Source organism: Ruegeria sp. K5, from assembly GCF_056531805.1.
Genome location: NZ_JBQFML010000011.1, coordinates 31204 through 44835 on the forward strand (window position 1 = coordinate 31204; position 13632 = coordinate 44835).

The 13632-nt window shown below is 59.9% G+C and carries 13 protein-coding genes; 3 read left to right on the plus strand and 10 right to left on the minus strand.

Annotated elements, in window-relative coordinates; translation table 11 throughout:
• The 5 genes from ACR0MO_RS19410 to ACR0MO_RS19430 all read right to left on the minus strand — a co-directional run bounded on the left by ACR0MO_RS19410 (position 1) and on the right by ACR0MO_RS19430 (position 6418).
• Entirely contained in the window at positions 1-1209 is a 1209-nt protein-coding gene (locus ACR0MO_RS19410) for a carbohydrate ABC transporter permease (RefSeq protein ID WP_170455463.1), read from the minus strand.
• Positions 1209-2444, minus strand: coding sequence for a carbohydrate ABC transporter permease (locus ACR0MO_RS19415; RefSeq protein WP_480892955.1), 1236 nt, complete (start codon positions 2442-2444; stop codon positions 1209-1211). Before ACR0MO_RS19415 ends, ACR0MO_RS19410 begins: the two co-directional genes overlap by 1 nt.
• 66 nt (positions 2445-2510) lie before the next feature.
• Positions 2511-3866 carry an extracellular solute-binding protein gene (locus tag ACR0MO_RS19420; RefSeq protein ID WP_170455467.1) on the minus strand — a complete coding sequence of 452 codons (1356 nt, stop codon included), beginning with the start codon at positions 3864-3866 and terminating at the stop codon, positions 2511-2513.
• Positions 3863-5023: a LacI family DNA-binding transcriptional regulator gene (locus ACR0MO_RS19425; protein WP_480627291.1), complete on the minus strand. Its 1161-nt coding sequence runs from the start codon at positions 5021-5023 to the stop codon at positions 3863-3865. The genes ACR0MO_RS19420 and ACR0MO_RS19425 overlap by 4 nt, the downstream gene beginning before the upstream one ends.
• Positions 5024-5266: 243 nt before the next feature.
• The gene (locus ACR0MO_RS19430) at positions 5267-6418 is read right to left on the minus strand and encodes a zinc ABC transporter substrate-binding protein (protein ID WP_480892957.1); all 1152 of its coding nucleotides are present in this window, start codon (positions 6416-6418) and stop codon (positions 5267-5269) included.
• 56 nt (positions 6419-6474) lie between these two features.
• Between ACR0MO_RS19430 and ACR0MO_RS19435 the strand changes: the two genes are divergently transcribed.
• Genes ACR0MO_RS19435 through ACR0MO_RS19445 form a run of 3 tightly spaced genes read left to right on the plus strand, consistent with a single transcriptional unit; the run spans position 6475 to position 8524 of the window.
• Entirely contained in the window at positions 6475-6987 is a 513-nt protein-coding gene (locus ACR0MO_RS19435; protein ID WP_170455473.1) for a transcriptional repressor, read from the plus strand.
• A gap of 2 nt (positions 6988-6989) precedes the next feature.
• Positions 6990-7730, plus strand: a complete 741-nt coding sequence (locus ACR0MO_RS19440) for a metal ABC transporter ATP-binding protein (RefSeq protein ID WP_170522402.1) — start codon at positions 6990-6992, stop codon at positions 7728-7730.
• Positions 7730-8524, plus strand: coding sequence for a metal ABC transporter permease (locus ACR0MO_RS19445; RefSeq protein WP_170522400.1), 795 nt, complete (start codon positions 7730-7732; stop codon positions 8522-8524). Before ACR0MO_RS19440 ends, ACR0MO_RS19445 begins: the two co-directional genes overlap by 1 nt.
• A 7-nt stretch (positions 8525-8531) precedes the next feature.
• Here the strand turns inward: ACR0MO_RS19445 and ACR0MO_RS19450 are convergent, their stop codons facing one another.
• From ACR0MO_RS19450 to ACR0MO_RS19470, 5 genes are all read right to left on the minus strand, one after another.
• The gene (locus tag ACR0MO_RS19450) at positions 8532-9527 is read right to left on the minus strand and encodes an ABC transporter ATP-binding protein (RefSeq protein ID WP_480892960.1); all 996 of its coding nucleotides are present in this window, start codon (positions 9525-9527) and stop codon (positions 8532-8534) included.
• Positions 9524-10558: a Gfo/Idh/MocA family protein gene (locus ACR0MO_RS19455; protein ID WP_170455482.1), complete on the minus strand. Its 1035-nt coding sequence runs from the start codon at positions 10556-10558 to the stop codon at positions 9524-9526. The genes ACR0MO_RS19450 and ACR0MO_RS19455 overlap by 4 nt, the downstream gene beginning before the upstream one ends.
• On the minus strand, positions 10555-11394 hold the full coding sequence (locus ACR0MO_RS19460) for a carbohydrate ABC transporter permease (protein ID WP_480892962.1): 840 nt from the start codon (positions 11392-11394) through the stop codon (positions 10555-10557). Before ACR0MO_RS19460 ends, ACR0MO_RS19455 begins: the two co-directional genes overlap by 4 nt.
• Positions 11391-12305 carry a carbohydrate ABC transporter permease gene (locus ACR0MO_RS19465; protein WP_170522394.1) on the minus strand — a complete coding sequence of 305 codons (915 nt, stop codon included), beginning with the start codon at positions 12303-12305 and terminating at the stop codon, positions 11391-11393. The genes ACR0MO_RS19460 and ACR0MO_RS19465 overlap by 4 nt, the downstream gene beginning before the upstream one ends.
• Before the next feature lie 69 nt (positions 12306-12374).
• Positions 12375-13628, minus strand: a complete 1254-nt coding sequence (locus tag ACR0MO_RS19470) for an ABC transporter substrate-binding protein (RefSeq protein ID WP_170522392.1) — start codon at positions 13626-13628, stop codon at positions 12375-12377.
• Positions 13629-13632 lie beyond the last annotated feature (4 nt).

Below are 13632 nucleotides of genomic sequence, written 5' to 3' on the forward strand. Positions count from 1 at the left end.
TCATCCTTTGACAGACCCCGCAGTCAGGCCCTTGGTCATGAAACGTTCAAGCCCCAGGAACAGCGCCATGATCGGGACTGTGGCAATCACCGCACCGGCCATCAGGTGCTGTCGGGGGATTTCGGAAGAGTTCAGCATCGTCACCCCTCGGGTCAGGGTGAATTTCGACGGATCGTCCAGCAGCATGAAGGCCAGCAGGAATTCATTCCAGGCGATCATGAAGACGTAAAGCGACACAGATGCCAGCGCAGGCAGGCTCAGCGGCAAGGTAATCTTCCAGATCACGGCCAGACGCGACAGGCCATCCATCAGACCGGCCTCTTCCACCTCAGTCGGAAGACCCCGGAAGTAGCCTTGCAGCATATACAGCGCGACCGGGATCGTCGTGACCGGGTAGATCATCACGATGCCAAGGATCGAGTTGCGCAGGCCGGTCAGCGAGAACGCGATGTAGATCGGCAACGCCAGAACGATCATCGGCACCATATAGATCAGCAGGATCGAGCGTGAGAACGCCTTTTGCCCTTTGAACCGGAACCGCGCCACCGCGTAAGCCCCCGGAACACTGAAGGCCAGCGTGATGAACACCGTCAGGACCGAAACGTAGAACGAGGTCCACAGATAGGTGCCGAAGTTGAAGTCCCGGAACAGCTCGGTATAGCTGCGCAACAGCGCCCAGCCCTGTGACAGATCAACCGAGAAATCCAGCGGGTTTTGCAGCAATGCCTGCTGTGATTTCAGGCTGGTCATCACCATGACGTAGAATGGGATGATGACAATGGCGGTGAAAAAGATGTAGCCAAAGCCGGTGCAGAACCGGATCACCGCGTCCTCGAATTCATGGCGGGTGAGTTCGCCGAACGGCAGCTCTTTCAGGATTTCCGCCATCGACAGGTGCATCACCACCGCAAGCGAAATCACGGTGATCAGCGTGGCTTGCAGGGTGGTGTCCGATCCGATCAGAACCGGGCCAAAGCCGGTCAGGCAGGACAGGCCCAACAGGGCCGACACGCCCAGACGTGCCGGGGCATGGCGTTCCGGGAACCGGACATAGGCCAGACCCGCGACCGCGCCCCAGATCAGGCTCAGCAGAACCTGTGGGCGGAAGGCCGCCCCTGTTGCGAAGGACATGGTGACCGCGATGGTGGTGGCAATCACCACCAACCAAAGCGCGCCCAGTACGGGGCCGGTGACAAAGCCGTTGCGCATCACAAACCCTCCTCACGGCTGATGAATTTGAAGAAAACAAAGCTGAACGCGATCAGGCACATCAGGATCACCACGGCCACCGCCGCGCCCGCCCCGATGTTCGAGACGGCAAAGGCCTGCTCGTAAACATTCACGGTCAGCGTGCGGGTGCCCGCATTGCCGCCGGTCAGCAGAAAGATGTCGTCGAACTTGTTGAACGTCCAAATGAAGCGCAGCAGGAACAGCACCGACAGGATGCCCAGCAGTTGCGGTATACTCAGCAGCCAGAACTTCTGGAAGGGCGAAGCGCCATCCATATCCGCCGCTTCATACATGCTGGAGTCGATGGATTGCATCCGCGCGAGGATGAACAGGAATGACAACGGGAAATAGCGCCATATCTCGAACACCGTGACCATGATCAGGGCCAGAGGGCGTTCGCCGAAAAAGTTGATCGGATCACTGGTCAGGCCCATCTGCACCAGCAGCGCATTGGCCGAGCCCGAGAAGGGATCGAACAGCGTCACCCAAGTAAAGGCCACGGCAATGACAGGCGCCACATAGGGGAACAGGTACAGGCCGCGGATAAAGCCCTGCCCCCGAAAGCTCTTGTTCAGCAGCAGCGCCGCGAACAGGCCCATGACCAACGCGCCGATGGTGCCAAAGACCGTGTAGAACAGGGTGACCCACAGCACGCCCCAGAATTCAGACCCATCAAACACGCGGGCGAAGTTTTCAAGGCTGAAATCGAAATTCGTCAGAACGCTCGGCCCGCTGCCGGTGGTGGCCGGTTCGGACCCTTCGACCAGATCCTCGAACACGTCCGGGTCGCCATCGACTGAGACAGGGATGCGGATGCGCTCGCGCTGACCGCCTTCCAGCGTTCCGAAATCGCAGAACAACTCTTGCCCGTTCAGGGCGCAGGGTGCTGCGACTTCGCCAATTGGTGCAACGCCGTCCGGCAACACATCGCTGAGGGTCACGCCTTCGATGGCGATCTCTTGGCTGGAATTGCGCAGGCGGTATTCGATTTGCAGATCGTCGCCCGATCCGCGCAGGCTTTCGCGGACAACAGGTGCGGGTGGGCGCAGGTCGGACAGCGTGAAGGGCTTGAAGCTGATCCAGATGATCGCCAGCAAAGGCAGGATCACCACAAGCGATACACTGATCACGGTCGGAGCCAGCAGCGTCCAGGCCAGACGCGCCTCGCGTTTGGCTAACGCCCCGGTTCCGGTCGGTGGGGTGGCCGAAGACATTTGGGATACCTCGAAGGGATGGGGGCAGCGGCGCGAACGCCGCTGCAGTGCCATTGGAAGGTGGCGTTACTCGACCTTGGCGAGTTCTTCGTTCATGGCTGCAACAGCAGCTGCGGCGTCAATTTCGCCGTCGATATATTGACGGACAACGCGGTTGATCGCTTGGCTGTTGACCATTTTCGAGGCCAGCGCCAGTTGGCCTTCGGCCACGCCCCAACGCTGGGCCACATCCAGACCGCCGACGATCTCGTCGATCATGGCCTGTTCGTACAACTCACCCAGCGGCGCTTTGCGGTCGACACCCACGGGCAGGTCCGCCCAGGCCTCGGAAAACGCGGTCGGGTTGTCGGCATTGCCGCGACGGACCGGGAATTTGCCCTCGGGCGCGATGGCAAGCGTTTGGGTATAGCCTTCGTCCATCGCGAATTTCACGAACTCCATCGCCGCGTCGGTGTCCGCGTCGTTGGTGATGCCGAAGTACCGCACATCACCCCAAGCCGCACCGTCAGGGTTCGACGGGCCGGACAGTTTGGTCACGATGCCGGTCTTGCTGGCCAGATCGCGCGAGGTCGGGTCGTCGTTGATGGTTGGCGGCGCGCTGTCACGTAGGCCAGCCAGTTCGTCCAGAATGAAGGGCGACCAGATGATCATCGCGGCTTTGCCGTCAAAATACAGCTCGCGCGACTGCTTCCAATACAGCTCACCCGGAGGAGACGCTTGCGAGATCGCTTTGTAGAAATCCAGAACCTCGGTAGTCTTGGCCTCATCCAGCGGCTGGAACCCGTCAGGACCAACCGGTGAGACGCCGTTGGCCAGGAAGACATGCTCCAGCACCTGGCTCATGAAGTTCTCGTCAACCTTGGTAGCCGAGACAAAGCCATACATCTCGGGCGGGTTATGCAAAGCCTCTAGCGCGGCCTGAATGCCCGCAAAACTGTCCGGCGCATCCAAACCGGCCCCTTCGAACAGGTCCTTGCGATAGACCACCATCTGGGTCCATCCATCCACCGGAACAGATGCGGTTTCATCGTTAAACGCCGCCATTCCCAACGCGCCAGGAGCGAACGTATCTGCGCCCAGCTCTTCGATCACTTCGGTTGCGGCTTCGGTGTCCAGAATTCCGGCCTCGGCCCAGGGCAGCGCGTATTGCAGCGGGTGATAGACCACATCGGGCAGATCCCCGGCGGCAAACGCGGCTGTTGCGCGCGTGCCCAGATCGCTTTCGGTGATCGGAATGACCTCGACCGTCGTACCCGTTTCGGCCTTGAACTGATCGGCCATCTCTTGCTGCTTGGCCAGACGCTCGGGCTGTTCTTCGGTGGTCCAGAAGCGGATCGTATCCGCCTGCACGGACAGCGCGGTCAGTGCCAGTGCCAGGGATGAGCCTAACATCAGCTTGGCTGCTTTCGGCGTGAGTTTCATGATTGGTTTCCTCCCAATTTACTTTCTGTCGTCTCTTTGATTTTCGTTGCCAGCGCGTCCGAGCCCAGCAGCGGCGGACCGTCCGAGGCCCGTTCGATCAGCATCGCCTCACCCAGCTCGCGCAGGGTGCCCGGCGCTTCGCCCCGGATCTGACGGATAAGCAGGGTGGCCAGACGCTCACCCGCGGCGCGAGAATCTACGCTGAAGGTTGTCAGGGCCGGGTTGGCGTATTGGCACTCCGGAACGCCGTCATATCCGGTCACCGAAACGTCCCGGCCAATCTGCAAGCCAAGCTCAGCGGCAACGGGATAGAAGCCCAACGCCGCAAGATCGGTGGCAAAGATGATTGCAGTTGGCGGGCGGTCCAGCGCCATCAGGGCACGCGCTTCGATCGCGCCCTCTTCGCGTGTTCGCGCGCCTTCACGGATCAGATCGGGGTCGAATGGCAAGTCGGCGATGCGCAGCCCTTCGATATACCCGTCCCGGCGCAGATGGCTGTAGTTGAACTTGGGATCGCTGCCGACATAGCCGATGCGCGTATGCCCATGGCTTGCCAGCCGCAGAACCGACTTCAGCATCGCGGATTCGCCCGAAATATCGAACCACGAAATATCATCCGGCACTTTGGCCCCGCCATAGCCGGTGCGTCCGTATAGGATATGCGGCACGCCCAGATTGCGCAGGAACCGAACCCGCGCGTCGGTGACGGCAGTACGCGGCAGGATAAAGCCGTCTGCCTTGTGTTCCTCGACCAGACGGCCAAGCACCTTGAGCGTGTCCTGCTCCGAATGCGCCGTTGAAATCGTCATGGTCCAGCCGAAACCGCTGGCCGCCTCGCATGCGCCTGCCAGAAACTCTTGCAGGAACGGGTTGTGACCGTCCGGCTCATCTGTGTTGAGCACCATGGCCAGCGCACGAACACGCCCGGTCCGAATGGCCTGCGCGTGGCTGAGCGGACGATACCCAAGCTTGCGCGCCATGGTTTCGACCCGCTTTCGGGTGGTTTCGGAAATGTCCGGATAACCGTTCAAAGCCCGCGAAACCGTGCTTTTGGACAAGCCCAGACGGGCCGCAAGTTCATCGATCTTTACACGGCGCGAAGACTGCGGATTTTCACCCGCCGTTTCGTATTGCCGATTTGTAAGATTCGCTCCCATGTCTACATTTTTTGTTGCCGAAACCGGTTTCGGCAACAGAAAATCTTATCAGCCGCGCTGTAGCGCCAATCAAGGGCACAACTTCACGTGGTAGGAATGCAGGATTTACCAGGGTTATCAGCCGGCCTCAGCCGGTTGTTGGGGGCAACGCCACTTTTGACGAAAGGGAACAATTAACCCGCGTCACCCCCAACTTTGGATATCCCGGACAACTCTCTCGGCATTGTCCGGGATGATCAGGAATTAAAGGCACTCGGCCAGGGTCTTTGCCATGTTCCGGATGACCTGAGGGTACAGGTCCACGCCGGGTTCAAGGTCCGAGCCCAGCGGGTCGATGACGCCGGTATTTGCGTCGGTGCCGCCCAGAACGGTTTCAATGATCCCCGGGTTGAATTGCGGCTCGGCCAGAACGCAATCGATCCCCTCTTCCGTGATCCTGCCCTGAATCTCGGTAATCCGCGCGGGGCTGGGGTCGGCTGCGTCGCCAATCGAAATCGCCCCCGAGGTGGGCAAATCAAACGCATCCTCAAAGTACTGATAGGCATCGTGGAAGACGATAAAACTGCCACCGCGAACGGGGTCCAACATCTGTGCAACCTCGGTCGAAAGCGCCTCAAGCTCTTCCCGGCCGGCGGCCGCATTGGCGAAATAGGCACCGGCATTGTCAGGGTCTGCCGCCGACAGTTGGGCCGCGATCACGTTCAACCAAGTTCCGGCGTTTTCGGGCGACAGCCAGGCGTGCGGGTCATGCGCGCCATGGTGATGGCCGTCGTGATCGTCATGGTCATCATGTCCCGCGTGGTCTTCATGGTCATGGTCATCATGATCCTTGGCGTCGGCATGATCATCGTGGTCGTCGTGATCGTGGTCGTCGTGACCATCCGAGTCCGCATGATCTTCGTGATCATGGTCATGGTCTTCGTCTTTGGCGTGATCTTCATGATCGTCGTGATCATGGTCGTCATGATCGTCATCCGCGTGGTCTTCGTGGTCATGATCATCATGATCATCATGGTCCCCGTGATCATGCGCCTCAAACAGCGCGCTTTCACGGAAATCCAGCAGAACGGTGCCATCGGCGTCAAGCAACGCCGTAACAGTTGCACCTTCGGCCAGTGTTTCCACCGCGCTTTCCATCCAGGGCGTCAGATCCTCACCCAGCCAAAACACCAGATCCGCCTCTTGCAGCGCTTCAGCTTCGGATGGGCGCAGGTTGTATTCGTGCGGCGAAGCCCCAGCCGGGATAATCAGGTCCGGCTCGCCAACGCCTTGCATGACCCGCGCCACAAGCGAATGCACCGGCGCAATATCAACTGCCACATTCGGCACATCGGCAATCGCCGTGCCCCCCATCAACGCGGCTGTGATCGAAACGGGAAGGAGCTTTCTGGACATCGGGAACCCTATGTGATTTTATAACGTTACCAGCGAAATACATGATATATAATAACATGACAAGTGAGACACCGCCCGCCACGGCTGAAGAAGCCACCCTGCTTGGGTTCAACAAGCACGACCACGCCTCGTGCGTTGCAACCGGTTTGGCCAATGCCCAGGCGCATTGCCAGGCAGAAGGGCTGCGCCTGACACCTGTGCGCCAGAAGGTTCTGGAAATGTTGCTGCAAGAGCATCGGGCGCTTGGGGCCTATGCGATTCTCGACCGTTTGCGTGAAGAAGGCTTCGGGTCGCAACCGCCGGTGGCCTATCGTGCGCTGGACTTTCTGGTCGAGCATGGGTTTGCCCATAAGATCGAGCGACTGAATGCCTTTGTCGCCTGCGCGCATCCCGGGGCTTCGCATTCCCCGGCCTTCATGATCTGCCGCAAATGCGATGCCGTGGCCGAGGCGTATTCCGCCCCCGCCAAAGGCGCGCTAGGCGCTGCCGCGCGCGCCGTCGGGTTCGAGATCGAACGCACCGTCGTCGAAGCCGAAGGCATCTGCCCCGATTGCACCGAGAAAGCCTGATCATGACTTTGGTTTCTGTAAAGGATCTCAGCGTCCGCTACGGCGCAAACACCGTATTGCGCCACGTAAACATGGCCGTCGAGCCGGGCGAGATCGTGACCATCGTGGGTCCGAACGGGTCGGGCAAAACCAGCCTGCTGCGCGCTATCATCGGCGCGACCCAACCCGCTGCGGGGCATATCACGCTCAAAAAAGGGCTGCGGATCGGGTATGTGCCGCAGAAGCTGCATATCGATCCGACGCTGCCGATCTCGGTCGAGCGGTTCATGCGCCTGACGGATCGGGTTTCAAAACAGGATTGCGCGGCGGCCTTGAAAACCGCCGGTGTCTCGGACCTGCTGAAACGGCAGATGTCGCAGCTGTCCGGCGGTCAGTTTCAGCGGGTTATGCTGGCGCGTGCGCTGATCAACCGACCCGAAGTTCTGTTGCTGGATGAAGCCACTCAAGGGCTGGACCAACCTGGCTCTGCCGCCTTTTACCGCCAGATCGAAGACGTGCGCCGGGAAACCGGATGCGCCATCCTGATGATCAGCCATGAACTGCATGTGGTCATGAGCGCGTCGGACCGCGTGATCTGTCTGAACGGTCATGTCTGCTGCGAAGGCTCGCCCGCCGTGGTCGCCTCGGCCCCTGAATACCGGGCGTTGTTTGGGACAGGCACGGGGGGCGCGTTGGCGCTGTATCGTCATGACCATGATCACGATCACGATCATGGCTCGAACTCTCAGGAAGCTGCAGAATAATGCTTGATGATTTCATGACCCGCGCAACGCACGCCGCAATTGGCGTGGCATTTGCGGCCGCGCCACTGGGATGCTTCGTGGTGTGGCGTCGGATGGCCTATTTCGGCGACGCGACGGCCCATGCCGCCATACTGGGCGTCGCTCTGTCACTGGCGCTCCAAATGTCCATTTTCCCTGGGGCGCTGGCGGTAGCACTTGTAATGGCCTTAACGGTCACACTCCTGACCGGGCGCGGCTATGCTATGGACACTTTGCTGGGCGTTATGGCCCATTCGGCACTGGCGTTCGGTCTGGTCGCCGTTTCATTTCTGTCCGGCATTCGGATCGACCTGATGGCCTATCTGTTTGGAGATCTTCTGGCCGTTTCCAAAAGCGATCTGGCCGTCATCTGGGGTGGAGCCGCTTTGGTGGTGGCCCTGATTTCTTGGCGTTGGTCCCACCTGCTGACCGCGACGCTGAACGAGGAACTGGCCTATGCCAGCGGCTACAATCCCAAACGCGAGCAGTTGATCCTGACCCTGTCGCTGGCGGTAACAGTCGCGGTTGCGATCAAGGTGGTCGGCGTGTTGCTGATCGCCGCCATGCTGATCATTCCCGCTGCCGCAGCCCGCAGTCTGGCGCGATCGCCCGAGTCCATGGCCGTGATTGCCGCACTTATCGGGACGACCTCATCGATTGTCGGCCTGAGGGCGGCTTATGTGTTCGACACGCCCGCCGGCCCCTCAATCGTCTGCGTCGCGGCTGTGCTGTTCGCCTGTTTCAGCCTGCTGGGCTGGCAAGGGCGCAAGACCTGATCAAAGCTCAGGACAACCGCGCGCCGCTTTGGTCGAACATGTAAACGCTCTGCGGATCGAAGGCGAGGCGGATGTCCTGCCCTTCTTCGACCCGATGCTGCCCGAACAGGCGGGCGGTGATCTGGTGGTCCTGAACCTTGGCAATGACGTTGGTGTCACCGCCCAGATGCTCGACATGGCTGACCTGCGCCTGAAGCGCGCCGTTGTCGTCCAGCACCAGATCCTCGGGGCGCACACCCATGGTCCGGTCATCCCCTTCCTGCATCAACCCGGCGGGGAAAAAGTTCATCGAAGGTGAGCCCAGGAACCCGGCAACGAACTGGTTGGCCGGGTTATTATACAGCTCCATCGGCGAGCCGATCTGTTCGACGCGCCCGTCACGCAGGACCACGATCTTGTCGGCCAGGGTCATCGCTTCGGTCTGGTCATGGGTGACGTAAATCATCGACCCGCCAAGCTGGCGGTGCAGGTTTGCAATCTCCAACCGCGTGTTCATGCGCAGCGCCGCATCAAGGTTCGACAGCGGTTCGTCAAACAGGAACAGCTTGGGTTCGCGCACAATGGCCCGGCCAATGGCCACGCGCTGACGCTGCCCACCGGACAGCTCGGACGGGTAGCGGTTCAGATAGGGGCCCAGATCCAGCATCTTGCTGGCCTTGGCGATACGCTCTTCAATCACCGCCTTGGACTGGCCTTCCTGCTTCAGCGCCAGCGTCATGTTCCCGCGCACGTTCAGATGCGGATAGAGCGCATAGCTTTGGAACACCATCGCGATCCCGCGTTTGGACGGTGGGGTCAGATTGACCAGCTCATCGCCGATCCGCACCTCGCCCGAGGTTGCATCCTCAAGCCCCGCAATCACGCGCAGCAGGGTGGACTTGCCACAGCCCGAGGGGCCGACGAAAACGACGAACTCGCCCTCTTCGACGTCGAGGTTGATGTCTTTCAGAACGTGAACCTCGCCAAAGGACTTGTTCACATCTTTCAAGGTCAGCGCGGTCATGTGGCGTCCTCCTTCAGCGAAACGGGTTGGCCGGTGCGAATGCTTTCATCCGCAGCCAGGCATACGGCCAGGGATTGCACGGCGTCGTTCATGTGGCGGGTCAGGTCGATGTCGTCCGTGATGGCGCGCAACATGTACGCCTGCTCGGCATCGCAGAGCTCTTGATGGCCCGGCTCATCCGGCATCTCGACGGTAGTGTCACCATCTGGTCTGTGCACAAGAATGCTGCCGACCTTGGTGTGACCATCGATATCTGCGGATGCGCCCTTATTGCCGTCCGTGATTGAGACTGATCCGTTGGGCGACACGATGTCTTTCACGAAAAACGCCGTCTCGGACATCATCGGACCCCAACCAGCCTCGTACCATCCGACCGAGCCATCGGCGAAGACGACCTGAAACTGGCCGTAATTGTACATCTCTTCCGGTATCTCGTCGGTCAGGCGCAGGCCCATGCCATGCACGCGCACCGGGTCGGCATCGGTGATCTGGCACATGACGTCGACGTAATGCACGCCGCAATCCACTATCGGGCTGGTGGTCTGCATCAGCGCCTTATGCGTCTCCCACTCAGCACCCGAGGATTGCTGGTTCAGGTTCAGGCGGAAGACATATGGCCCACCCAGCCCCCGCGCCTCTTCGATCAACCGAATCCACGACGGGTGATGACGCAGGATGTACCCGACGACCAGTTTGCGCCGGGTGCGCTGCGCGGTTTCGACAACCCGCTTGGCATCGGCCACGGTCATGGCCAGAGGCTTTTCGACAAACACATGCGCCCCTGCCTCCATCGCCTTGCAGGCATAGTCCACGTGGGTGTCGGTATAGGTTGCGATAACGGCAAGGTCCGGAGTGGTGTCCGCCAGAGCCGCCTCGAAATCGTTAAACGCGGGATACCCGGCCAGATCGGGATGCGAGACCTCCCCGCTGCGGTTCACCAGACCAACAATCTCGGCCTCCGGATGGTGGTGATGGGCCAGCGCATGGCTCAGGCCCATATTCCCAAGACCGGCAACAAGAACACGGATCATTTGACAGCCCCCGAAGTCAGACCGCGGATCAATTGCCGCGAGAAAATTACGTACAGGATCAACACCGGTAGGATCGCCATGGACAGCGCCGACAAGACCGCGTTCCAGTCGGTCACGAACTGGCCAATGAAGACCTGCGAGCCCAGCGTCAGCGTCTTGGTCTCCTCGGCCGGGGCAAGGATCAGCGGGAACCAGAGGTCGTTCCAGATCGGGATCATGTTGAACACCGCAACCGTCGCCATGGCCGGGCGCACCAACGGCAGGACCAGCCGGAAGAAGATCGCGTATTCCGACAGCCCATCAACCCGGCCCGCGTTTTTCAGATCGTCCGAAACCTGCCGCATGAACTCACTGAGGATAAACACCGCCAACGGCAACCCTTGCGCCGTATAAACGAGGATCAGCGCCCATAGCGTGTTGACCAGACCGGTGGCCACCATCATCTCAAGGATCGCAACGGTGCCGATGCGGATCGGGATCATGATGCCCAGCGCCAGATACAGGCCCATCAGCAGGTTGCCTTTGAAACGGTATTCGCTCAGCGCATAAGCCGCCATTGCGCCGAACAGCAGGATAAAGAACAGCGACGCGACCGTGACGATCATCGAATTCTGGAAGTAGAGGAAGAAATCCCCCTGTTTCATCACTGTCTGGTAGCCAATCAGCGAGAAACTGTCGGCATCGGGCAAGGCCAGCGGCTCGCGAAAGATCGCTTTGCGGGTTTTGAAACTGTTGATCAGGATAACAAAGACCGGGAACAGCGCGATCAGCGTGTACAGGATTAGCGCCCCATGCATCCCGAATGCGTTCAGCGGGTTCGTGCGCGCCTTGCTCATAGCTGATACCTCCGCATCCGGGTCTGGATACCGAACAGGTAGATACAGACGCCCACCAGAATGATCGCGAACATGGCCCCTGCGATGGCCGATCCCATATGCGGGTCGCCCAGTTGCAACTGGAAGCCGAAGAAGGTGCGGTACATGAAGGTACCCAGAATGTCGGTTGAGAAATCTGGCCCGGCCAGCGCCCCTTGCGCGGCATAGATCAGGTCAAACGCGTTGAAGTTCCCGACGAAGGTCAGGATTGAGATAATCCCGATCGAGGGCAGGATCAGCGGCAGCTTGATCTTCCAGAACGCCGACATGCCCGTGATGCCGTCAATCTCGCCTGCCTCAAGGATTTCTTCCGGTATGGTCAGCAGGGCGGCATAGATCAGCATCATCGGAATACCGACAAACTGCCAGACCGAGATCAGCGCCAGCGTCGTCAGGGCGTATTCCTCTTTGCCCAGCCACGGCGCAAACAGGGATTTCAGCCCGACCGCATCCAGCATGGATGGCGCGATGCCCCAGATGGGTGACAGGATCAGCTTCCATGCAAAGCCGACGATTACAAAGGACAGAATCGTGGGGATGAAGATCGCCGACCGATAAAGCGCAGCAAACCGCAGGCGGGGATGGCTGAGCAGCGCAGCCAACGCGATGCCGATCGGGTTCTGTACCAGCATGTGAATGAGGAAGAACCAGAAATTGTTGCCCAGCGCGTTCCAGAATTGCTCGGCCCAGATGGGATCGAAGAACAGCGTTCTGAAATTGTCGAGCCCGACAAACACCCTCTCCTGATCGATGCGCGAATACAGCGCCAGACGCAGGGTGTTGAACAGGGGAAAGATCATCACGGCGGTGTAGACGATCACGGCTGGCGCAAGGAATACGACGATATGCCAGCGAATGCGGCCGGGGTTCATGGTTCGATCTCCGGGGGTAGAAGGACCCGGGCGACAGATGCGCCCGGGATGTGTGCAACAGCGGTGGGTTTACTGATGCGGGGCGTACCAGCTGGCCAGACCATCCTGAAGCTGCTGGCCCAGCTCGTCCGGTGAGGCGCTGCCCTTGATGGCGGCAACCGAGGCACCCCAGGTTTCATTCTCAAGGTTCGGCGTGCCGCGCGACAGAATCTGATAGGTCGAACGGATCGTGCTTTCACACTCGCCACGCCACCCGACGATTTCCCTTGCAAGCGGGTCTTCCAACTCGACCGGGGTCGAGGACAGTGGGAAGAAACCGGGCAAGGCATTGCCAAAGATCTCGGCGAATTCAGGGCTGGCAACCCAGGCCAGGAAAGTGCGCGCGGCCTCGGAATTTTCGCTGGCCGCGTTCATGCCGATACCGATATCGGTGTGATCCGAGATGTAGCAAGTGTCGCCCGCATTCTGGACCGGCGGCTTGAACGCGCCCATTTCGAAATCGGCCTGCGCGTTGAAGCCCGAAATCTCCCACGAGCCAGCGGGATAGATCGCCGCGCGCCCCAAAGTGAAGATGTTCTGACTGTCCGGATAGGTCTGCGCCTCATACCCGTCGCCCAGATAATCCGCCCAGCGCGCCAGTGTCGCGTAAGGCGCAGTCCATTGCGCGTCAGTCAGCTTTTGCTCACCCGCGATCAGGGCCAGACGTCCTTCTTCGCCCTTCCAATAGTTCGGGCCGATATTGTTATAACCCATAGTGGCCGCTTCCCACTGGTCATTCGTGCCCATGGCCATCGGGATGTAATTGCCGTCTTCCTTGAACGCATCGAGCACCGCAAAGAACTCATCTTCGGTGGTCGGAGCCTCAAGACCCAGTTCGGCGAAGGCATCCTTGTTGTAGATGAAGCCATGAATCACCGACGCCATCGGAACGCAGAAGCTGGCCGATCCGTCATCCGTCTGCCATGCCGATTTCGCCACATCCGAGAAGTTCCCCATCGCATCCAGATCAGACAGATCAGTCAGGTGCCCCGCCTCATACAGCGCCAAAGAGGCATCGAAGGGACGGCACGTGATCAAATCACCCGCAGACCCCGCGTCAAGCTTCGAGTTCAACACGGCATTGTACTCGGCAGGTGCAGAGGGCGTGAACTGGACCTTGATGCCGGGATGTTTGGCCTCAAAGGCCGGGATGATCTTGTCCTGCCACAGTGTCAGGTCATCGTTGCGCCAGCTTTCAATGGTCAGCGTGACGTCCTCGGCATAGGCCCCCGTTGCCACAAGGGCAGTGGTGGCCAGCGCCAGCGTTAGTGAATTGCGTTTCATCTTA